Below are 22275 nucleotides of genomic sequence, written 5' to 3' on the forward strand. Positions count from 1 at the left end.
CAGCGTTTGACGCTGGACGCGACACGCGGCAGGGCCCCGGATGGGGCAGAAAGAGAAGGTACCGTAGGAGTTATGAGCGTTACTGTAGAGCAGCTTTTGGCGCTGCCAGGCCTGGAGAAGGCCACCTTGGAAGGCGACGGCACGACCGTCATTGACTCCGTGAGCCTCGACTCGAGTGCCGTCACCGCTGGCGGTCTCTTCGCCGCGCTGCCGGGCACCCGCACCCATGGAGCCCAGTACGCCGCGCAGGCGCAGGCGTCCGCCATTCTTTCCGATGCCGCCGGTCGCGACATCCTGCAGGCCGCAGGGGAGTCCCGCCCGCTGCTCATCGTCGACGACATCCGTGCTGTCCTCGGCACCATTGCTGCGGAGGTCTACGGACATCCCACGGACGAGCTCACTGTCATCGGTATTACGGGTACCTCGGGAAAGACGACCACGAGCTACCTGCTGGAGACGGGCCTGCTGCATGCGGGCTACTCGGTAGGGCTCATTGGCACGACGGGCACGCGGATTAATCGCGAGTCGGTGCCCACGAAGCTCACCACGCCGGAGGCACCGAAGCTCCAGGAGCTCTTCGCGCTTATGCGCGACAAGGGCGTGACGCACGTCGTCATGGAGGTCTCCTCCCACGCGCTGTCCCTGGGCCGCGTCCAGGGCACGCGCTTTGCGGCAGCTGGCTTTAGCAACCTGAGCCAGGATCACCTCGACTTTCACCCGACGATGGAGGACTACTTCGACGCGAAGGCGCTCCTCTTCGACGGCCCAGGTGCGGCGGAACGCGCCGTCATCTGCGTCGACGACTCGTGGGGTGAGCGCATGGCTGAACGCGCCCGTGCGCACCGTCTGCCCACGGATACGGTGACGACCAAGCAGGCGGGCGAGGAGACCTCGGAAATCACCGCGCGCCAGCTTGGCGTCGAGCCCACGGGCGCACAGCAGGTCCGTTTCGACTTCGCAGCGGGGCTGCGCGAGCGCGCCGACCGTGAGAGCCTCGAGTTCTGCCTGCCCATGCCGGGCGAGTTCAATATCGCCAACGCGGCGCTGGCCACGGGGCTTGCTGCTGCGGTGGGCGTCGAGGTTCCGGCGTTCGTCGAGGGCATGAGCGAGGTTGCCGTGCCAGGGCGCATGGAACGCATCGACCGCGGACAGGACTTCATCGCCGTCGTCGACTACGCCCACAAGCCAGCGGCCATCGCGGCGGTGCTCGACACGCTGCGCACGCAGCTGGGCGAGACCGGCCGCATCGGCGTCGTGGTCGGCGCCGGCGGCGACCGCGACTCAGCCAAGCGCCCCATTATGGGCCGCAACGCCGCTGAGCGCGCGGACCTCGTTGTCGTCACGGACGATAATCCGCGCACCGAAGACCCCGCCATCATCCGCGCGGCGGTGCTCGACGGCGCACGCGAAGGCGCGAATGCTGCCTCGCGCGCGGTCGACGTCCGCGAGGAAGGCTCCCGTGCCGCAGCTATCGACGTTGCCGTTGCGTGGGCCGGACCGGGCGACGCCGTCATCGTCGTAGGCAAGGGCCACGAGGTCGGCCAGATCATCGGGACCGAGACCCACCACTTTGACGACCGCGAGGAGCTCGCACGCGCCCTCGAGGAGAAACAAGCAGGCACGCTCGGAGCTTAAACTATGCAGACGCAGGCACCGCAGAAATTCAGCAGCCACACAGCAGAAGCAGTGAGATCTTGAAAGTCAAGGAAGAGGGACAGAAGTGAGTACGAGGACTGTGACAGCATGATTGAACTAACACTGCAGGAGATCGCGGATATTACGGGCGGACGGCTTGACCGCGTCGAGGATCCGCAGGCCAAGGTCACTGGTTTCGTGGAATTCGACTCGCGCAAGGTTGCCCCAGGCGGGCTCTTCCTTGCCTTCCCCGGCGCCCGCGTGGACGGCCATGACTTTGCCGAGAAAGCCCTTGCCCAAGGCGCCGTCGCGGTGCTCGGCGCACGTCCCGTGGGCGTGCCCGCCATCGTCGTCGAGCCGCATGGCCGCAAGCAGGGCGACGGCGCGAACGCCGATATCTACGCCCATGACGAGGACGGCTCCGCGGCCGCCGTCGTCGAGGCGCTCTCGGCGCTCGCCCGCGCGGTGACGCGTCGCCTCCAGTCGGAAACTGGGCTCACCATCGTGGGTATTACCGGCTCTGCTGGCAAGACCTCCACGAAGGACCTCATCGCCACCGTGCTGCGCGCCGATGGCCCCACCATCGCGCCGCCCGGTTCCTTCAACAATGAGATCGGCCACCCATACACCGCGCTGCGCTGCGATCCACAGACGCAGTACCTCGTTGCGGAGATGTCCGCGCGCGGCATCGGACACATCGCGCATCTGGCCACCATCGCGACGCCGAAGATCGGCGTCGTCCTCAACGTGGGCACCGCGCACCTGGGCGAGTTCGGCTCGCGTGAGAATATCGCGAAGGCCAAGGGCGAACTCGTCGAGTCCCTGCCTGCGGCAGCCGACGGGGGCGTTGCCGTCCTCAACGCGGACGATGACTTCGTGGCGGGCATGGCCCCGCGCACGCAGGCCCGCGTCGTGACCTACTCGGCCGCGACCCCGCCCGCCCCAGGCGCGGACTACGTGGCGACGGATATCGTGCTCGACGACATCGCGCGTCCGACCTTTACACTCCATGCACCGGGTATCGAACCGCGCCGCATTACCCTCCAGGTCTTCGGCCGCCACCAGGTCTCTAACGCGCTCGCGGCCGTCGCCGCGGCCCAAGCCGCCGGCATGGAGATCGAGGACATCGCCTGCGCGCTCGAAGGCCACCGCAACGCCTCGGCCCACCGCATGGACGTGCGCACCCGAGCCGACGGCGTCACCATCATCGACGACGCGTACAACGCGAATCCGGATTCCATGTCCGCCGCCATCGCGGCGCTGGGGTACACGACCTCCTCACGCCCGGACGCCCGTTCCATCGCTGTGCTCGGCGAGATGGGCGAGCTGGGGGAAGAAGCCGAGGCCGCACACAGGGGCATCGTCAGCGATCTGGCCAAGTACCACATTGACCACCTCGTGGTCGTGGGGGAGAGCGCCAACTGCCGGGCGATGGCGGACGCCGCGCGTGAGCAGGGTATAAATACTACTGTGGTCGGTGAAATTGATGAGGCGATCACCGTGGTCGACGCCATCCTGCGCCGCGCGCCCCAGGGCGCGGTGGACTGGGCGGCCCGTACCGCAAAGGATGTGGTCTTGGCCAAGGCCTCCAACGCGCAGGCGTTGTGGCGCGTGGCCGACGGACTGCTTGCCTAACCCCTAGATCCGCCTCATCCTCCGGAAAACGCGGCGTTTCCCTCGCCGCGTGGCGCGAGTCCGCTTGCGCCGCTGTGCCCCTCGCACCGATGCTATTCGTTTGAACAACTAGAAGGACCCCAGAAGACGTGACTCAGATAATGATCGCGGGAGTAGTCAGCTTTCTCGTGGCGATTTTCCTAACGCCGCAGCTGATCCGCTACTTCTCGAATGCGGGCAAGGGACAAGAAATTCGCGAGGACGGCCCCAAGTCGCACCTGCGCAAGCGCGGCACGCCGACGATGGGCGGCATCGCCATCATCGCGGGCATCGTCTTGGGCTACCTCGCCGCGGGCGCCTACGGTGTGGCCACCGGCCATGCTGGTTTCACGGCCTCGGGCCTGCTCGTCCTCGGCCTCACGCTCGGCCTGGGCGCCCTCGGTTTTGCCGATGACTTCATCAAGCTCTTCCAACACCGCAATCTGGGCCTCAATAAGACAGCCAAGCTCGTGGGCCAGGCTGCCCTCGCTCTCGCTTTCGGTCTGTTGGTCCTGCAGTTCCCGGATTCCCACGGCCTCACCCCGGGCTCGACGCACCTGTCGTTCATCCGCGACATCGATACGATCGACGTCGCCTTCGGCCCTGTCATCGTGGGCACCATCATCTTCCTGCTGTTCATGTACATCCTTATTGCCGCGTGGTCGAACGCGGTGAACCTTACGGATGGTCTCGACGGCCTCGCCGCTGGTTCCACCGCGCTGGTCATGGGTGCCTACACCGTCATCACGTTCTGGCAGTTCCGTAACTCCTGCAGCGCCAACTTCACGGCGGGCTGCTATGAGGTCCGTGACCCGCTCGACCTCGCCGTACTCGCCGCCGCGGGCCTGGGCGGCTGCCTGGGCTTCCTGTGGTGGAACGCCGCTCCCGCCAAGATCTTCATGGGGGACACCGGCTCGCTGGCCCTCGGCGGTCTCGTCGCTGGCCTGTCCGTCACCTCAAAGACGGAGCTGCTCATGATCATCATCGGTGCCCTTTTCGTCATTGAGGTCGCCTCCGTGGCCATCCAGATCATCGTCTTCCACTCCACGGGCAAGCGCTTCTTCCGCATGGCGCCTATCCACCACCACTTCGAAAACGGTGGCTGGCCGGAGACTGCCGTGGTCGTGCGCTTCTGGTTGCTCGCCGCCATGGCCGCGATGGCCGGCGTCGGTATCTTCTACGGCGATTGGCTTGTCAAGGCCGGAATGGGCCTCTAACTACTCCTAGACTGAAAAGCACCGCTCGCGCGGTGCTTTTTATGTATCCCCAGAAAGGTTGTCGTTTCTTCATGCTTCCCTCCGAACTCCAAGGCCGCGTCCTCATTGCCGGCGCGGGCGTGTCCGGCCTGGGCTGCGCGCGCTTGCTTCACACTCTGGGCGCCCAGCTCACGGTCGCCGACGACAACGCGGAGCACCTCGCGCAACTGCCTGATGGCGTGGCATCTGTCTCGGTCGCGCAGGCCACGGAGACTGTCGCGGACTTTGACATCGTGGTGACCTCCCCGGGCTGGCGCCCGGACTCGCCACTGCTCGTCGCGGCGGCAGCAGCTGGCCGCGAGGTCATCGGCGACGTAGAGCTGGCCTACCGCCTTGACCATGCGCAGGTCTTTGGCCCGGCCCGCACGTGGCTCGTCGTCACCGGCACCAATGGCAAGACGACGACCACGGGCATGCTCGCTGCCATCATGGCGGCGGACGCCACGCGCACCGGCCACCGCGCCGTCGCCGTGGGCAATATCGGAGTCTCCGTCTTTGACGCGCTCGCGGACGAGGAGCGCGTGGACGTGCTCTGCGCCGAGCTTTCCTCCTTCCAGCTTCATTGGTCGAGCCAACTCACCCCGGACGTGGGCGTTCTCCTTAACCTCGCCGATGATCACCTCGACTGGCACGGTGGCTTCGAGGATTACGCGCTGAGCAAAGCCAAGGTGCTCACCGGCCCCATCGGCGTCGTGGGCCGCGAGGACGCCACCGTCCTCGACTACGCGCAGCGCCTGCGTGCCGAGGGCCGCCTCGCCGAGCGTGTTCTCGCGTTTAGCACAGGCGAGCCCTCGCTCGAGGAGGTTGGCATTCTCGATGACCGCCTCGTCTCCACGCTCGGTGGGGCACAGGTCGACGTCGCTACCGCAGACGGCATCGAGCCGGCCGGTCATGCAGGGCTTGCCGATGCCGCCGCTGCCGCCGCCGTCGCACTCGCCGCCGGTGCCGCACCCGAGTCCGTCGCCGAGGGCTTGGCCAGCTACCACGTCGCGGGCCACCGCGGCGCCGTCGTGCACTCCGCGGGTGGTATCGACTTCATCGATAACTCGAAGGCGACGAACCCGCATGCGGCCGACGCCGCGCTCGCCGGGCTCGATCACGTCGTGTGGGTCGCTGGCGGCCAGCTCAAAGGCGCTGATATCCACCAGCTCATCCGCGACCACGGCGCGCAGCTCAAGGCGGCGGTGCTCCTCGGCATCGACCGCGCCGAGATCGCTGCGGCCCTGGCCGAGCTTGCCCCGCACGTCACGGTCGACGTCATCGACAAGACCGAGCCTCAGGCCGCGATGCATGCGGCCGTCGCCGCCGCCGTTGCTCGCGCGGAAGTAGGGGACACGGTGCTCCTCGCGCCGGCCGCGGCCTCGCTCGATATGTATGAAGGCATGGGCCAACGCGGCGATATGTTCGCCGCCGCCGCGCGGGAGTTGGCGCTTCCCTGATTTTTGCCGCGCGTAGGGCACAATAGGAACAACAATCACAGCGGGAACTTCAGGCACACCACCGATGTGTCCCTCGCACTCGCCATCAATGCGCCATCGCGGCGGCGCGTGGGGCGCGAGGCCGACACCTGCGACGAAGGAGCACAAGGTATGAGCCGACCAACGGGCGCGACAAATAAGGCACAGGCACGCGGCACGCGCCGCGGCGGACAGGCCAGCGCGACACCCGCCGCCACTCAATCTGCTACTCGGACCGCCGAGCGTCCCCACACCACCGAGCAGCCGCCTCGCACCGCGGCGCAGCCCACCGGCATGCGCGCGGCAATAGGCCGCTGGTTTTCCGCCGCGGGTGCGCGCCCGGGCCTGGACTACCTCATGTTGCGCATCTGCGTGCTCACGCTCGTGGGCATCGGCATGCTCATGGCCTACTCCGCGTCCATGGCAACCTCCGTGGCCGAAGACGGCGTCGTGTGGCAGCAGGCCCTGCGCCAGGCGGTCATGGTCATCGCCGGCCTCTTCTGCTTCTGGTTAGGCCTGCGCATCCCGCCGCGCAAGTGGCGCTCCGCGACGGTGTGGCTGCTCTTGCTCGCCATCGCGCTGCTCCTCCTCGTGTTGACCCCCGTCGGCACTGGCCGCGAGGAGGTTGGCTCTCAGTCGTGGATCGTCGTCGCCGGCATTTCTATCCAGCCTTCGGAAATTGCCCGTATCGCCATCGCCCTCTTCGGCGCGAATCTGCTCGCTGACAAGCGCTTTGGCATGTACCACCCGCGCACCATCTGGGACTACTTCAAGGATCCCTTCGTCCAATACACCGTCGTCGCGCTCGGCATGTTCGGCCTCATTATCGCCCAGGGCGATATGGGCATGGGCATGTCCTTTGCCCTCGTTGCAATTTTCACGCTCTTCTTCGCGGGCATGCACAAGTCGATGTTCGTCTTCATCCTCGTCCTCGCGATCGTCGGCGTGGCGGTGCTCTTTACCGGCGGCGGCTATCGCTCGAACCGTTTCCATACATACTTCGATGCTCTCGTGGGCAATATCCAGGACACGCAGGGCACTGGCTTCCAGACTTACCAAGGCTTCCTCTCGCTTGCGGACGGCGGGCTCACGGGTGTGGGACTGGGCCAGTCGCGCGCCAAGTGGTTCTACCTGCCGGAGGCACGCAACGACTTTGTCTTCGCCATCGTCGGCGAAGAGATGGGCCTGTGGGGCGGTCTCCTCGTCATCACGTTGTTCTTCTTCCTCGGCTTCTTCGGCTTCCGCACCGCCATGCGCGCGCAGAACCAGTTCCAAGGCCTTGCCGCCGGCACGCTCACCGCGGCCGTTGTTTCCCAGGCCTTTTTCAATATCTCGTATGTCATCGGCCTGCTGCCGGTGACCGGTATCCAGCTGCCCATGATTTCCGCCGGCGGTACGGCCGCCATCATTACCATCGGTTCCATGGGCCTGCTGTGCAATATTGCGCGCCACGAGCCGGCGCAGGTCTCCGCTATGCAGAACTACGGCCGCCCGCTCTTTGACCGTCTGCTGTGGATACCGGAGCCCGAGCCATCCGATGCCGCCCCGCGCACCGGCGGCCGCCGCCGCGCCGATGGCTCCGGCGCCCCCCGCGACGCCCGTCCCGAGCGCCCTGCCGTACCCGCTGGCGCCCACGAGCGCCCCGCTCGCGCCCGCGAGCGTGAGCAGTCCCACCGCGCGCGCTTCGGTGCCCCGGTCACGAGCCGCACAACGAGCCGCCGCGCCGGCGAGCAGCCCACCGCACGCGGCGGACGCGGTGCCCGCACCGGTGGCCCCGACGGCCGTGATTCTCGCCGCGGCACGCGCCGCCGCTAGAGACCGGCCCGCGCCCACGCTGGTAGCCTGTAGGACATGAATTCGCAGTCCATTTCCGTAGTTATCGCAGGTGGCGGCACTGCCGGTCACATCGAACCGGCGTTGGCCGTCGGCGAGGCGCTCGCCACCGAGCACGGCGCCCGCATTACCGCCCTCGGCACGGAGAAAGGCCTCGAGCGAGATATCGTGCCCGCCCGCGGCGTGGATCTGCGCATGATTACCCCGGTGCCTATCCCACGCAAGCCCAACGCGGACTTGGCCAAGCTGCCCTTCAAGATCATCAAGGCCGTCGCCCAGACCCGCAAGGTCCTCAAGGACGTCCACGCGGACGCTGTCTTTGGCACCGGCGGCTACGTCGCCGCCCCGGCCTACCTCGCCGCGAAGTCACTCGGCATTCCCTTCTACGTGCTGGAGACCAACGCCCTAGCCGGCATCGCCAACAAGCTGGGTGTGAAACTCGGCGGCATCGGCCTCAACGCGACCGCCGGCTCCGGCATGCCCGGCGAGGTCGTCGGCATCCCCGTGCGCCCCTCACTTGCCGTCGACCGCGAAGGCGCCGCGGCCCTTGCTGCCCGCGCGAAGTGGAACCTCACCGCGGAGAAGCCGGTCATCCTCGTCACCGGTGGCTCCCAGGGCGCAGCGTCTATCAATGCCGCTGTTGAGGGCGCCATCGCGGACCTCACCCAGGATTTCCAGGTGCTTCACGCCTACGGCAAGAAGAACGCCGCGCCCGCCGCGCACGACGGCTACACCGCACTGCCGTATATCGAAGACATGGCCGGGGCGCTCGCCGTCGCCGACCTCGTCATCTGCCGCTCCGGCGCCATGACTGTCGCGGAGGTCTCCGCGGCGCACCTGCCCGCCATCTACATTCCGCTCCCACACGGCAACGGCGAGCAGGCACTCAACTCGCGCCACCTCGTCGACGCCGGCGCCGCCGTGCAGATCGCGGACGCGGATCTCAGCCCCGAGCTCCTCGTGCACCACGTGCGCGAGATTCTCGAGGACCCCATTCGCCTCGACGCCATGTGCACCGCCGTGGCTTCCAACTCCGCGGGCGACGTCGCCCGCACCATCGCTCGCCGCATCGCCGAACAGATCACCGCCGCTGAGGCTTCTGCAGAAAAGGACGTATAAGACCGTGACCACTTCCCAGACTTCCTCCGCGGCTCCGCTCGGTGCGGATCTCTCCCGTGTCCACATGGTGGGCATCGGCGGCTCCGGCATGTCCGGCCTCGCCCGCATTCTCGTCGAGCGCGGCAGCGTCGTCACCGGCTCCGACATGAAGGACTCCACGCCCGTGGAGGTCCTGCGCACCCTCGGTGCACATATCGCGATCGGCCATGCCGCGGAGAACCTCACCCTCGCAGGCTCGCTGCCCACCGTCGTCGTCACCTCGTTCGCGGCCATCCCGCAGGACAACCCGGAGCTCGCCGGTGCGCGTGAACACGGCATCCCCGTCATCCGCCGCTCCGACCTCCTCGCCGAGCTCATGGTGGGCTACGACCAGGTGCTCCTCGCCGGCACCCATGGCAAGACCTCCACGACCTCCATGACCGTCGCCGCGCTGCAGACCGCGGGCCTCGACCCGTCCTTTGCCATCGGCGGCCAGCTCAACCGCGCGGGCACCAACGCCCACCAGGGCACCGGCCAGGCCTTCGTCGCCGAGGCCGACGAGTCCGACGCCTCGCTGCTGCGCTACTCGCCTAAGGTCGCCGTCATTACCAATATCGAGCCGGACCACCTCGACTTCTTCCACACTCCGGAGGCTTACTACCAGGTCTTCGACGACTTCGCCGACCGCGTCGGCGCTGATGGACATCTCGTTGTGTGCCTCGACGACGAACGTGCGGCACAGACCGGACAGCGCGCCGCCGAGCGCGGCATTTCCGTGTTGGGCTACGGCTCCCACGGCGCGGGCGAGACTTACCCGGGCATCACCCAGGCTGCGGAGATTCTCTCCGAGGACATGTCCGGCGAGAACACCGTCGTTCGTACCCGTCTCGAGCTGCCGGGGGAGGAGCCCTTTGAGGCCACCTACGACCTCCAGATTCCGGGCCACCACATGGTGCTCAACTCGCTCGCCGCGCTCATCGCCGGCCACCTCGTGGGCGGCGACACCGCCAAGCTGGCCGAGGGGCTCAGCGACTTTACCGGCGTGCGCCGCCGCTTCGAGTACCGTGGCGCGCGCGTCATGGCACCGGGGACCAGTCCCGTGCGTGTCTACGACGACTACGCGCACCACCCCACGGAGGTCCGTGCCGTGCTCACCGCCGCCCGCGCCAAGGCGGAGGCTGAGGGCAATGGCGCGCGCGTCATTGCGTGCTTCCAGCCGCACCTTTATTCGCGCACCATGGAATTCCAGGAGGAATTCGCGGACGCTCTCTCGCTTGCCGATGCCGCCGTGGTCCTCGACATCTACGGCGCCCGCGAGCAGCCGGTGGAGGGCATTACCTCCCGCATCATCACCGAGAAGATGGAGGAGGGCCGCGGCGTTTTCGAGCCGGATTTCTCGGCGGCCCCGCGCACTGTGGTCGAGCTTGCGCAGCCGGGCGACATCATCCTCACCGTCGGTGCGGGCTCAGTGACCATGCTCGCCGCGGAAATCCTCGATGAACTCGGTGCTGGCGCGTCGAGCGGTGAGATTACGGGCTCCGGGGAGAGCGCCGGTGAGTAAGAAGGCCATCGCCGTCACCGTCGGCGCCGTGCTCGCTATCCTGGCTATCGCCGTGGGCGTCATCTACGCCACACCGGTGTTCAAGGTGCAGCAGTTCGCCGTCGAGGGGCAGAACCACACGAGCGTCGAAGACATCGAGGCAGCTACGGGCGTGGCGCTCGAGTCGAACCTCGTGCGCGTCGACCCGCAGACGGCGGCCTCCGGCGTCGTCGCGCTGCCGTGGGTGAAGTCCGCGACCGTGGCGCGCCACCTGCCTTCGACGCTCCAGGTCACCGTCGTCGAGCGCGAGGCCGTCGCCTACACCGACGCGCACGACGGTCCGCACCTCATCGACGAGGACGGCGAGGAATTCGTTATCGAAATGCCGCCGCGGGAGGCCGTGAAGATCACTGGCGGCGAGTCCGGCTCGCGCAACTGGGCGGGCGCCGTCGCCGTCATCGCCTCCGTGCCCGCCGAGCTGCGCGTCGAGGCCGACTCCGTCGACGCCGCCGACCCGTTCAACTACGTCTTCCACATGAAGGACGGCCGCACGGTGACGTGGGGTGCGAACAACGGGGACGCGGACAACGCGAACAAGGCGCGCGCCTTTGCCTCCGTGCTCAAGATGGACGGCCAGAACTGGAATATCTCCAACCCGGAGCTCGTGACGAGTTCCTAGCCTGCCACGACTCCCACGCCCTCGCCGCACAGCCGCGGTGAGGGCGAATTTTTTTCGAATTCACACCCGTCACACCGAGGCGCCGAAGTGGTGCATGAGCGGGACAAAAGCGCACGTCAGCAACCCTAAAGTAGAGGTTGAGGGTACCGACACGCGGCGAAATCAACACGCAATTACGAGCGTCGTCACCGAAGATGGAAAGCGACTCGCCGCGCATGCACGTTTTACTCGGCGACACCTCGTTAGACATGATCCTGGCGGCCACGCGCGCGTGGCCGCGCTACTTATCCGGTGAAAGGCAAAAACACCTCTCATGACCACCCCGAGCAACAACAACTTGGCAGACATCAAGGTCGTCGGCGTCGGCGGCGGCGGCGTCAACGCCGTCAATCGCATGATTGAAGAAGGCATCAAGGGCGTCGAGTTCGTCGCCATCAACACCGATGCCCAGGCGCTTATCCTGTGCGACGCGGATTCCAAGCTCGACATCGGCCGCGACGCCACCCGTGGCCTCGGCGCCGGCGCTAACCCGGAGGTCGGCCGCCAGGCTGCCGAGGATTCCAAGAGCGAGCTCGAGGAGTACCTGCGCGGCGCAGACATGGTCTTCGTCACCGCCGGCGAGGGCGGCGGCACAGGCACGGGTGCTGCCCCGGTTGTGGCGTCCATCGCGAAGAAGCAGGGATCGCTGACCGTCGGCGTTGTCACCAAGCCGTTCAAGTTCGAGGGCCCGCGCCGCACCCGCCAGGCCGAGGAGGGCATCGCCACCCTCGCCGAGGTCTGCGACACGCTTATCGTTATTCCGAACGACCGCCTGCTCCAGCTCTCCGAGGAAGAGCTGCCCATCGTCGAGGCCTTCCGCCTCGCCGACGAGGTGCTCCACAACGGTGTTCAGGGCATTACGAACCTGATCACCACCCCGGGCATGATCAACGTCGACTTTGCCGACGTCCGCTCCGTCATGACCGACGCCGGTTCTGCTCTCATGGGCATCGGCAACGCCCGCGGCGAGAACCGATCCCTCGTCGCGACCGAGCAGGCCATCAACTCGCCGCTGCTCGAGTCCACCATGCACGGCGCCAAGGGCATCCTGCTCTCTATCGCCGGTGGCTCGGACCTCGGCCTCCACGAGATCAACCAGGCTGCCTCCCTCGTCACCGATTACGCCGACGAGGACGCGAACATCATCTTCGGTACCATCATCGACGACTCGCTCGGTGACGAAATCCGCGTGACCATCATCGCCACCGGCTTCGATGCAGAGAAGAACCGCCACGCAGATGCGCACGACGGCACCATCTCCCACAACGACCCGGCCCCGGCCAAGCAGGTTCCGGCCCAGTCCCAGTCCGCACCGGTCCAGGACCGCGCCTCTCTCTTCGAGGATCGCTCGGCCCCGGCTCGCGAGGAGCGCGAGGCCTACCAGCCGCGCCACGAGTTCCGCGTCGGCGAAGACCGCGCTCCCCGCCAGCCGGAGCGCACCGAGCGTGTCGAGCGCCACGACGACGGCGGCCTGTTTACCACCCGCCAGCGTGCCGAGGAGCGTCCGAACTACGGCCGCGACTCCCGTGAGACCCGCGTCAACGACGATGATGACGACCTCGATGTCCCGGACTTCCTCCGCTAGGAGCCTCTGAGCCAGAAGCCCCACCGAGCCTCCCCGCCGCCTAAGCACGGCCCGCGCTCAGCCCGCGCGCCCCGGCCCGGGCGAGGGGAGTGGGCGCGGTAGTCTGGAGTGCATGCCAGTCAACCCGTCTCAGCCGCAGGCTTCCTCTAACGAGGCCACCTCCGCGACCACGCCAGACGTGCGTCGCCGCCCCGTCCGCATGGTATTTACCTCCCGTGACGGCGGGGTTTCCTCGTCCCCGTACGGTTCCTTCAATCTAGGCACCCACGTGGGCGATAGCCCCGAGGACGTCGCCGCGAACCGCGCGCGGCTCACCCGAGTTCTGGATCTCCCAGACATCGTCTACATGGAGCAGCTCCACACCAATACCGTCACCGTCATCGACGGACCGCAGGACGGCCCCGTCGAGGCCACCGATGCACTCGTGACCACCACGCCGAACCTCGGACTCGCCGTCCTCGTCGCGGACTGCGTCCCCGTGCTGCTCTCGGACCACGCCGCCGGCGTCGTTGCCGCGGCTCACGCCGGCCGCATGGGTGCCCGCAACGGTATCGTCCGCAACACCGTCTCGACAATGGTCGAGCTTGGCGCTACGCCCGCGAACATTCAGGTCCTCCTTGGCCCCGCCGCGTCGGGCCGGCACTACGAGGTTCCTGCCGATATGGCCGCCGACGTCGAGGCCCACCTGCCCGGCTCCCGCACGAAGACCACGAAGGGCACGCCCGGCATCGACGTGCGCGCCGGCCTCGTGCGTCAGCTCCTCTCGCTCGGCGTCACCAACATCGAGGCAGACCCGCGCTGCACTATCGAGGACGAGGCCTTCTTCTCCTATCGCCGCGAAGGCACTACCGGCCGCCAGGCCGGTGTCATCTGGCTCAACCACCCCAAGGAGTCTTAATCCATGACCGACCGCAAAGCCGAACTTTCCGCCAATCTCGACAAGGTCCGCGCCCAGATCGCCCAGCTTGCCGATGCCGCCTCCCGCCCCGCCCCGCAGCTCCTCCCCGTCACCAAGTTCCACCCAGTCGAGGATGTAGCACTCCTCGCTGAGCTGGGCATCACCGACGTCGCGGAAAACCGCGAGCAGGAAGCCCGCGCCAAGCACGCCGCGCTCGGCACCGTCCGCTTCCATATGATTGGCCAGATTCAGACGAAGAAGGCCAATCATGTCGCGCGCTGGGCGGCGAGCGTCCACTCGCTCGACTCGCTGAAGCTCGCGGCGGCCCTCGATCGCGGCATGGGCAACGCACTCGCGGCGGGGGAGCGCGCCGGATTGCCCGACACGCTGCCGGTTTTTATTCAGATCTCCGCGGACGGCGATGAACACCGCGGCGGGACGCAACTGAGTGACCCAGAGGGCATCGGCAAGCTCGTGGCCGCGGTCGAAGAATCCGAGCATCTTGAGCTTGCCGGTTTTATGGTCGTGCCCCCACTCGATGCCGACGCCGGCGAGGTCTTCCGCGCCGTCCGCGCGCTCACGAATGAGTGGTCCGCGACGCTCGGCCGTGAGCTCAAACTTTCGGCGGGTATGAGTGCCGATCTGAAGGATGCAATTTCGGCGGGCACGGATATTGTGCGTGTCGGAACCGGGATTATGGGGCCGCGGCCGATAGTTTGAGTAACAACGCAAATGCGCATTTCACAGCGTGGATCTGAAGTCTAAATCAACACTTTAGACCCGCGTGTCCATAGACCACTTCATTGAAGGTTAGAGGGAGACCAACAATGTCTTTTATTGATCGAACCAAGGAGTTCTTCGGCCTGGCCCCGATGGACATCGACGCCGACGACGCGTACTACGCCGACGAGCGTGAGCCTGCCCAGCCGGCGTACGCCACCAACGGCTCCGCGGCGTACGCGCCGCGCACGGCGCCGGCCGCGCACGAATACGAGCCGGCTTCGTCCGTCCCGACGCGTGCCCCGCATGCGTCCTACCAGCCGACCATCGTTCCGGTCTCCCTGGTGAGCTACCGCGAGGCCACCAAGGTCGGTGCTCCGTTCCGCGATGGCGACGCGGTCGTCTTCGAGGTCACCGACGCCAAGCCGGGGCACGACAAGCGACTCATCGACTTCGCCGCTGGCCTGGTCTACGCCTTCGAGGGCTCCCGCATGCTCAAGCTCACCTCGGGCATGGACACTGACCGCCTGGTCTTCGTCATCATCCCGCCGGAGGTCGACATCGACCGCTCCGAGCTCGAGCGCATCGCTGGCCTACGTTAAGCCTTTTCCTCGCCGCACCCGTAAGCGGGCGGCGTACGCCCTGCGCGAACTCACCCCGTGAGTTCGGCGGGGCTTTTCTCATGCTCGGTGTTCCTCGTCTAGGCTCGATGGGCGTGAGTGAAATCGGCATCATCCTGTACGCGCTAATCCGACTGTTTTCTTTCGCGCTTATTATCCGCATCATTGTGGAAATGGTCGCGTCGTTCTCTCGGAATTTCCGCCCGCCGCGGTGGTTTACCCTCGTGGCCGAACCCCTCTTCGCGGTCACTGACCCGCCTGTGAAGGGGCTGCGCAAGATTATCCCGCCGTTGCGCTTGGGAAACGTCTCGCTCGACGTGTCCATTATCGTGCTTTTCCTGCTGCTGGGCTTGCTGTCCACGGTGGTTGTCCGCACCTTGGTCTAGGCCTTTGACCCCTCCTGCGGTGTCGTGTCGTGGGGGTGGATCGCATGGTCGCTATTAGTCTGAACGTGTAGTTAATGTTCACGAACGCGCCCATTTGGCTACAATGAGTGAGACAGTCCGCTTTGTGGACTTATGATTGTTTAAAATAATAGTTTGTAAGGAACCGCGTCGGTTCCTCGTCGCAGTCGTTTCAGGCGGCGCGCGGCGAGCTCGGGCGTAGGCCTGTCACATCTCCGCACTGCCTCGGAACCTCCGGGGCGCACCGACTTGAAGGGGAAGAGAAGTCAATGCCGCTGACACCCGCTGATGTACACAACGTCGCTTTCAGCAAGCCGCCGATTGGCAAGCGTGGCTACAACGAGGACGAGGTCGATCAGTTCCTCGACCTCGTAGAGGACACTCTTGCCCAGCTGCAGGACGAAAACGATGACCTCGCCGCACAGGTTGAGGATCTGAAGTCCGCGGGCTCTGCCGCAGGTGCGGCTGGTGCCAAGGGCGTCGACGAGGCCGCTCTGCGCAAGGAGATTGAGGCCAAGCTCAAGGCTGATTACGAGTCCAAGCTCAAGTCCGCGCAGGACGAGGCTTCTGCTGCCAAGTCCGAGGCCGCCAAGGCCAAGGAAGAGTCCACCAAGGCCGCTGCGGACCTCAAGGCTGCCCGCGCCGAGGCCGAGAAGGCCGCGCACGCTGGCGAGTCCAACAAGGCTGCTGGCGCCGCTGCTGCTTCCGCTGAGCTCAAGGCTGCCCAGGAGCAGGCTGCTAAGGCCAAGTCCGAGGCCGAGTCCCTGAAGAAGGAACTCGAGGCCGCCAAGCGCGACAACGAGCAGCTGAAGAAGTCCGCTGCGAATAGCACGCAGAAGTCCGGCGTTGCCGCCGCGGGTGCTGGCGCTGCCGGTGCCGCCGCAGGCGCTGGCCTGGCCACCGCTGACACGCACATGCAGGCCGCCAAGGTCCTGGGCCTGGCGCAGGAGATGGCAGACCGCCTCACCTCCGAGGCGAAGGCAGAGTCCGAGTCCCTGCTTTCCGAGGCCCGCTCGGCCGCCGAGAAACAGCTCACCGACGCGGACACCCGTTCCAAGTCCCAGCTGGCTGAGGCTCAGAAGAAGTACGACGCTCAGCTGCTCGACGCAGACACCCGCTCCAAGAAACTCGTGTCCGACGCCGAGGCCAAGGCTCAGCAGACCGAGGCCGACGCCAATTCCCGCGCTGAGGCTCAGATTCGCCAGGCCGAGGAGAAGGCTGCAGCCCTGCAGGCTGACGCTGAGAAGAAGCACACCGACATCATGAACACGGTGAAGCAGCAGCAGGCCGCCCTCGAGACGCGCATCGCCGAGCTGCGCACCTTCGAGCGCGAGTACCGCACTCGCCTGAAGACCCTGCTCGAGTCCCAGCTCGAGGAGCTCGAGGCCCGCGGCTCCGCTGCCCCGAACGGCGAGGCTGGCAACAACTAAGCCTGACCCGCTTCCAACCCCCGTCCCTCAGCGCCCACGCGGTGCTGGCGGCGGGGGTTTCGCGTTGTGCGCGGTAGGCTAGAGGCCAATCTGTTCTTACTTTCCGGGAGTGTTCTTTCATGCTCATCGCCGCCCTTGTTTTGGCGCTCGTTGCCTTCGTGGCGCTCGTTTATTACATCTCGACCGGTACGCTGGCGGCGCTCGTCGGTCTCTTCGTTGCAGCAGGCCTGGGGCTCATCCTTTTTACGGCGGACTGGGTGAAGAAACACCGCCAAGACCGCGTACGCATCGTGGACCACGCGGAGCCCACCGCGCGCGACGTCGCCGAAGGGGATAAGTAGCCGCCGTGACGGATTCCGGTGATTTCCTGGGTCTCGAGGAATGGGACGTGCCCACGCATTCCCTTCTGCTCGTCGAGCCCGACCGCGACGCGGATGGCTTCATCCCCGCCGACTCGCTGCCCGTCGCTCAAGCGGCGATCGAGCGTCTTGCGCGACCCATCGGTTCGACGCACACGCTGGAAAACCTGCTTCAGGCCACGGTCCACCGGTATCCACTCGCGCGTGTGGCCGGCGACCGCGTCCTCGTTATCGAGACCGACGGCGCCCATATGGAGCGCCTTCTGCGCGACATGGAACCCGCCGTCGCGCGCTTCGGTTTGCAGATGGTCGCCCAGCCCGGCGCCGTGCCACTTGCCTTCGGCGACGAGACCCGCGACTTCCGCACCCGCACCCTCGACTATGAGGTCCGCTTCGCCTCCCGCCGCGGCGTACCTCAGCTCCTGCGGCGTATGGCTCGTGCACAGGAGACGCTCGACGCACAGGCCGGCACCGGCGGCTCGGGCATGCTGGCGGAGTTCCTCCACATCGCATCCGCCGCAACACCCGGCGTGCAGTACATCCAAAGCCTCTACGACTCCGCCGCGGGTGGCTTCGAAGTCGAGGTGCGTGACGGCGGACCCGAGCGCCATTTCCGTGCAGTTGAACTCGATATCGCCGCGGCAGGGGAGTGCTTCCTTGCCTGGATGGACGGCCACAGGGACTTCTTCGGCGACTGGGAGCGCATGGAGTTCTAACTCCGCTTGACATTCAAGCTATAGTTATTAGATACATGCACTGATCCGGCCATCACCGGGGAGCATTTCGGAAGAACGGCCTTGGGCTCAGTAGAACCGAACGGGTGGGACCGACATCTCCTTCACGAATCAAGCGGGGCCGGGCAACCGGTCCAAGCAGGGTGGTACCGCGAGCCGCGAGGCGCGTCCCTGCAGCAGTCAACGACAGCGTGAAGGATGAATCAATGAGCGACAGCGTAGGCAACGTCTACCCCAAGGTCGATATGACCGGCGGTTCCAGCCGCTTCCCGGACATGGAAGAAATCGTCCAGAAGTACTGGGCCCAGGACGACACGTTTAAGGCAAGCCTTGAACAAACCGAAGGATGCCCCGAGTACGTTTTCTACGACGGCCCGCCGTTTGCCAACGGTCTGCCGCACTACGGCCACCTGCTCACCGGCTACGTCAAGGACATCGTTCCGCGCTACCGCACGATGGCCGGCTTCCACGTCCCGCGCGTCTTCGGTTGGGACACTCACGGCCTGCCGGCCGAGCTCGAGGCCGAGAAGCAGCTGGGCATCACGGACAAGGGCCAGATCGAAGAGATGGGCCTGGAGAAGTTCAACGAGTACTGCGCCAAGTCCGTCCTCGAGTACACGGACGAGTGGGAAGCCTACGTCAACCGCCAGGCTCGCTGGGTCGATTTTGAAAACGGCTACAAGACCATGGACATCGACTACATGGAGTCGGTCATGTGGGCGTTCAAGGAGCTCTACGACAAGGGCCTTATCTACCAGGGCTTCCGCGTCCTGCCGTATTCCTGGGCCGAGCACACCTCGCTGTCTAACCAAGAGACCCGTCTCGACGACTCCTACAAGATGCGCCAGGATCCGACGCTCACCGTGACCTTCCCGGTCACCGGCGCGCGCGAGGGCACCGCGGCCGAGCAGACCCTCGCCGCGCATCCCGAGCTTTCCGATGCCGCCTTCCTCGCCTGGACGACCACCCCCTGGACCCTGCCGTCCAACTCGGCTCTCGCTGTGAACCCGGAGGTCACCTACGCACTCATCAAGGCCACGGACGGCGACTTTGCTGGCCAGACCTTCATCATGGCGCAGGCGCTCACCGGCACCCTGGCTAAAGAGCTGGGCGAGGTTGAGGAGCTGGCGACGTTCAGCGGCGCCGAACTCGCGGGCTTTACGTATCAGCCGATCTTTGACTTCTTCAAGGACCTGCGCAACGGCTTCCAGGTAATCCTGGCGGACTACGTCACCACCGAGGACGGCACCGGCGTCGTCCACCAAGCCCCGGCTTTCGGTGAAGACGATATGAATACGTGCAACAAGTACGACATCGAGCTCGTCATCCCCGTCGACGAGGACGGCGAGTTCACCTCGCAGGTCCCGCCGTACGAGGGCCAGCTCGTCTTCGACGCGAACAAGAGCATCATCAAGGACTTGAAGGCCGCAGGCCGCGTCGTGCGCCACGTGACCATCGAGCACTCCTACCCGCACTCCTGGCGCTCGGGCGAGCCGCTCATCTACAAGGCTCTCCCGGCCTGGTTCGTCAAGGTCACCGAGTTCCGCGACCGCATGGTCGAGCTCAACCACAACGAGATCGAGTGGCTGCCGCAGCACATCCGTGATGGCCAGTTCGGCAAGTGGCTCGAGGGCGCCCGCGACTGGAACATCTCGCGTACCCGTTACTGGGGCGCGCCGATCCCGGCCTGGGTCTCTGACAACCCGGAGTACCCGCGCGTGGACGTCTACGGCTCCCTCGACGAGCTCGAGGCCGACTTCGGCGTGCGCCCGACCAGCCTGCACCGCCCGTACATCGACGAGCTCACCCGCCCGAACCCGGACGACCCGACCGGCAAGTCCATGATGGTCCGCGTCCCGGACGTCCTCGACTGCTGGTTCGAGTCCGGTTCCATGCCGTTCGCGCAGAAGCATTACCCGTTCGAGAACAAGGATTGGTTCGAGACTCACTCGCCGTCCGACTTCATCGTCGAGTACTCCGGCCAGACCCGCGGCTGGTTCTACGTCATGCACGTCCTCTCCGTCGCGCTCTTCGATCGCCCGGCGTACAAGAAGGTCGTCGCCCACGGCATTGTGCTAGGTAACGACGGGTTGAAGATGTCCAAGTCCAAGGGCAACTACCCGAACGTCAACGAGGTCTTCGACCGCGACGGTTCTGATGCCATGCGCTGGTTCCTCATGTCCAGCCCCATCCTGCGTGGCGGCAACCTCATCGTCACCGAGCAAGGCATCCGCGAGGGCGTGCGCCAGGCCATCCTGCCAATCTGGAACGCGTACACCTTCCTCCAGCTCTACGCCGGCCAGGAAGCGAAGTTCGACACCTCGTCGACCAACGTCCTGGACCGCTACATCCTGGCGAAGACCCACGACCTGGTCGCGGGCGTGGCCGATGCCCTCGATAACACGGATATCGCGGCGGCCACCGAGCACGTGCGCCTGTTCGCCGATGCCCTCACCAACTGGTACGTGCGCCGCTCCCGCGACCGTTTCTGGGCCGGCGAGGCTGAGCACCCCGAGGCTTTCAACACCCTCTACACGGTGCTCGAGACCGTCACCCGCGTCGTCGCCCCGCTGCTCCCGCACGTCGCCGAGGTCATCTACCGCGGCCTCACCGGCGAGCGCTCTGTCCACCTCGCGGACTTCCCGAAGGCCGCGGACTACCCGGCGGATGCCGACCTCGTGGCCTCCATGGACGCGACGCGCGCGGTGGCATCGGCAGCAAGCTCGGTGCGCAAGTCCAACAAGCTGCGCAACCGCCTGCCGCTGCCGGGCCTGACTGTCGCGATGAGCAACTCCGCTCAGCTGGCCGACTTCAAGGACATCATCCGCGACGAGGTCAACGTCAAGGAAGTCACGCTCACTGACGACGTCGACTCGGTTGGTACCTTCCAGGTTGTCTGCAACGCCAAGGTCGCCGGCCCGCGCCTGGGCCGCGACGTTCAGCGCGCCATCAAGAACCTGAAGGCCGGCAACTACGAGCGCCAGGGCGAGAATGTTCTCGTCGACGGCGATATCGAGCTGACGCCGGACGAGTACACGGAGCGCCTGCAGGCGGCCAACCCGGAGTCGACGGCGCGCATCGATGGGCTCGACGGCCTCGTCGTCCTCGACACGAACGTCACCGAGGAGCTCGAGGCCGAGGGCTGGGCCGCCGACGTTATCCGCGGCCTCCAGGATGCCCGCAAGGCCTCCGGCTTCGAGGTCTCGGACCGCATCACCGCCGTCCTGTCCGTGCCCGCGGACAAGGAGGAGTGGGCAAACCGCCACAAGGATCACATCGCAGACGAGGTCCTCGCGACCGACTTCACGGTGACCACCGAGCCGCTCACCGGCGACGTCCATGAGGTCGTCAAGGGCGCGACCGCCACCGTGGCAAAGAACGCCTAAAACCCCGCTGTAGGGCCCGAGGTTCTCCTCGGGCCCTTTCGCGTACTCTGGGCTGCATGCCACGCATTGACCACGCAGCGATGTACGTCCGCGACCTCGAGGCCGCCCGCGCGTTCTTCATCGAGTATTTCGACGCGACCTCGAATGAGTAGTACCACAACCCGCGCACGGGTCTGCGCACGTACTTCCTGTCTTTCGAGGACTCCACGCGCCTAGAAATCATGTCCCGCCCCGGTCACGAGTCGGCCTCGCTTTCCGATGCCGCCGGATGGAACCACGTTGCCTTCTCCCTCGGATCCCAGGACGCCGTCGATGCCATGGCCAAGCGCTTGCGCGAGGGCGGGTTCGAGATCCTCTCCGGACCGCGCACCACGGGCGACGGTTACTATGAGTGCGCGTTCCTCGATGCCGAGGGCAACCAGATCGAGGTCACGGCCTAGACCTCCGTCACGCGCCCCGTCTGCTCGTCGAAGAGCAGCGCGTGGCCCATGCCCGCCCAGCCGATGAATGGGTCGTCGCTCTCGGTGATGCGTCGGTGCACGTGGCCCATCACCCACGCGTCGTAGCCCACGCTCGCGAGCTCCGCGACTGAGGCCGGCAGGCACTCTGAGCGGCTGTACTCGCCGTGGACAGAGGAGTGGATGAATCCGAGGTTCGCCCCGCCAGCAACCGGCGCTGGGTAGTCCTGCCACACGACGCGCGGGTCGGGGTCGGTGACCACGGAGCACGCGTGGACCGCCGTGCCATCAGGGAATCGGAACGTCGCGGGCTCCGCTGGCAAGCCGCTCACGGATCAGATTGGCGGCACGCAGCGTCTCGACTCTGCTCTTACTCGCGCCGGCATCGAGCACACCACGAACTATCTCGACCGTGGCCTCCATGGCTGGTCCATGTTCTCGGGCCAGCTCGCTCCCGCGTGGGCGGCTATCCGCCCCGCTCTGTACTAATC

At 66.2% G+C, this 22275-nt stretch carries 20 protein-coding genes; 19 read left to right on the top strand and 1 reads right to left on the bottom strand.

The window, feature by feature from the left end; all coding sequences use genetic code 11:
- Window positions 1–72 precede the first annotated feature (72 nt).
- From HMPREF0307_RS09165 to HMPREF0307_RS13345, 18 genes are all read left to right on the top strand, one after another.
- Window positions 73–1635: a UDP-N-acetylmuramoyl-L-alanyl-D-glutamate--2,6-diaminopimelate ligase gene (locus HMPREF0307_RS09165; protein ID WP_066492048.1), complete on the top strand. Its 1563-nt coding sequence runs from the start codon at window positions 73–75 to the stop codon at window positions 1633–1635.
- A 108-nt stretch (window positions 1636–1743) separates the two neighbouring features.
- Window positions 1744–3270 carry a UDP-N-acetylmuramoyl-tripeptide--D-alanyl-D-alanine ligase gene (murF, locus tag HMPREF0307_RS09170; protein WP_066492054.1) on the top strand — a complete coding sequence of 509 codons (1527 nt, stop codon included), beginning with the start codon at window positions 1744–1746 and terminating at the stop codon, window positions 3268–3270.
- A gap of 128 nt (window positions 3271–3398) precedes the next feature.
- Window positions 3399–4505 carry a phospho-N-acetylmuramoyl-pentapeptide-transferase gene (gene mraY / locus HMPREF0307_RS09175; protein ID WP_066492060.1) on the top strand — a complete coding sequence of 369 codons (1107 nt, stop codon included), beginning with the start codon at window positions 3399–3401 and terminating at the stop codon, window positions 4503–4505.
- A gap of 71 nt (window positions 4506–4576) precedes the next feature.
- Window positions 4577–5983 (top strand): UDP-N-acetylmuramoyl-L-alanine--D-glutamate ligase, encoded by a 1407-nt coding sequence (murD, locus tag HMPREF0307_RS09180; protein WP_066492062.1) that lies wholly within the window; start codon window positions 4577–4579, stop codon window positions 5981–5983.
- A 312-nt stretch (window positions 5984–6295) separates the two neighbouring features.
- Complete coding sequence (locus tag HMPREF0307_RS09185; protein WP_082723305.1) at window positions 6296–7816, top strand: peptidoglycan glycosyltransferase FtsW; 1521 nt, start codon at window positions 6296–6298, stop codon at window positions 7814–7816.
- Between the two features lie 36 nt (window positions 7817–7852).
- Complete coding sequence (murG, locus tag HMPREF0307_RS09190; RefSeq protein WP_066492064.1) at window positions 7853–8953, top strand: undecaprenyldiphospho-muramoylpentapeptide beta-N-acetylglucosaminyltransferase; 1101 nt, start codon at window positions 7853–7855, stop codon at window positions 8951–8953.
- 64 nt (window positions 8954–9017) lie between these two features.
- Window positions 9018–10493, top strand: a complete 1476-nt coding sequence (gene murC, locus HMPREF0307_RS09195) for a UDP-N-acetylmuramate--L-alanine ligase (RefSeq protein WP_066492192.1) — start codon at window positions 9018–9020, stop codon at window positions 10491–10493.
- On the top strand, window positions 10486–11151 hold the full coding sequence (locus tag HMPREF0307_RS09200; protein WP_066492066.1) for a cell division protein FtsQ/DivIB: 666 nt from the start codon (window positions 10486–10488) through the stop codon (window positions 11149–11151). The genes murC and HMPREF0307_RS09200 overlap by 8 nt, the downstream gene beginning before the upstream one ends.
- A 313-nt stretch (window positions 11152–11464) precedes the next feature.
- On the top strand, window positions 11465–12775 hold the full coding sequence (gene ftsZ / locus HMPREF0307_RS09205; protein WP_066492076.1) for a cell division protein FtsZ: 1311 nt from the start codon (window positions 11465–11467) through the stop codon (window positions 12773–12775).
- Between the two features lie 199 nt (window positions 12776–12974).
- Complete coding sequence (pgeF, locus tag HMPREF0307_RS09210) at window positions 12975–13673, top strand: peptidoglycan editing factor PgeF (protein ID WP_066492195.1); 699 nt, start codon at window positions 12975–12977, stop codon at window positions 13671–13673.
- A 3-nt stretch (window positions 13674–13676) separates the two neighbouring features.
- Window positions 13677–14393: a YggS family pyridoxal phosphate-dependent enzyme gene (locus HMPREF0307_RS09215; protein WP_066492078.1), complete on the top strand. Its 717-nt coding sequence runs from the start codon at window positions 13677–13679 to the stop codon at window positions 14391–14393.
- A gap of 107 nt (window positions 14394–14500) precedes the next feature.
- A complete protein-coding gene (locus HMPREF0307_RS09220; RefSeq protein WP_066492080.1) occupies window positions 14501–14995 on the top strand; it encodes a cell division protein SepF in 495 nt (164 codons plus the stop codon).
- A gap of 113 nt (window positions 14996–15108) precedes the next feature.
- Window positions 15109–15399, top strand: a complete 291-nt coding sequence (locus HMPREF0307_RS09225; RefSeq protein ID WP_181734557.1) for a YggT family protein — start codon at window positions 15109–15111, stop codon at window positions 15397–15399.
- 287 nt (window positions 15400–15686) lie between these two features.
- Entirely contained in the window at window positions 15687–16847 is a 1161-nt protein-coding gene (locus HMPREF0307_RS09230) for a DivIVA domain-containing protein (protein ID WP_066492092.1), read from the top strand.
- A gap of 119 nt (window positions 16848–16966) precedes the next feature.
- Window positions 16967–17188 (top strand): hypothetical protein, encoded by a 222-nt coding sequence (locus HMPREF0307_RS09235; protein WP_066492103.1) that lies wholly within the window; start codon window positions 16967–16969, stop codon window positions 17186–17188.
- A 5-nt stretch (window positions 17189–17193) separates the two neighbouring features.
- Window positions 17194–17922 (top strand): hypothetical protein, encoded by a 729-nt coding sequence (locus HMPREF0307_RS09240; protein WP_066492109.1) that lies wholly within the window; start codon window positions 17194–17196, stop codon window positions 17920–17922.
- A 224-nt stretch (window positions 17923–18146) separates the two neighbouring features.
- The gene (gene ileS, locus HMPREF0307_RS09245; protein ID WP_066492118.1) at window positions 18147–21326 is read left to right on the top strand and encodes an isoleucine--tRNA ligase; all 3180 of its coding nucleotides are present in this window, start codon (window positions 18147–18149) and stop codon (window positions 21324–21326) included.
- A gap of 173 nt (window positions 21327–21499) precedes the next feature.
- Entirely contained in the window at window positions 21500–21766 is a 267-nt protein-coding gene (locus HMPREF0307_RS13345; protein WP_329601879.1) for a VOC family protein, read from the top strand.
- Here HMPREF0307_RS13345 and HMPREF0307_RS09255 read toward each other — a convergent pair.
- Window positions 21763–22047 (bottom strand): metallophosphoesterase family protein, encoded by a 285-nt coding sequence (locus HMPREF0307_RS09255; protein ID WP_066492124.1) that lies wholly within the window; start codon window positions 22045–22047, stop codon window positions 21763–21765. The two genes, HMPREF0307_RS13345 and HMPREF0307_RS09255, sit on opposite strands and share 4 nt — an antisense overlap.
- Here HMPREF0307_RS09255 and HMPREF0307_RS09260 point away from each other — a divergent pair.
- Window positions 22040–22273 carry a hypothetical protein gene (locus HMPREF0307_RS09260; protein WP_066492130.1) on the top strand — a complete coding sequence of 78 codons (234 nt, stop codon included), beginning with the start codon at window positions 22040–22042 and terminating at the stop codon, window positions 22271–22273. The genes HMPREF0307_RS09255 and HMPREF0307_RS09260 overlap by 8 nt on opposite strands.
- Window positions 22274–22275: the final 2 nt, after the last annotated feature.

The sequence above is a fragment of the Corynebacterium sp. DNF00584 genome (assembly GCF_001552965.1).
Lineage (GTDB): Bacteria > Actinomycetota > Actinomycetes > Mycobacteriales > Mycobacteriaceae > Corynebacterium > Corynebacterium phoceense.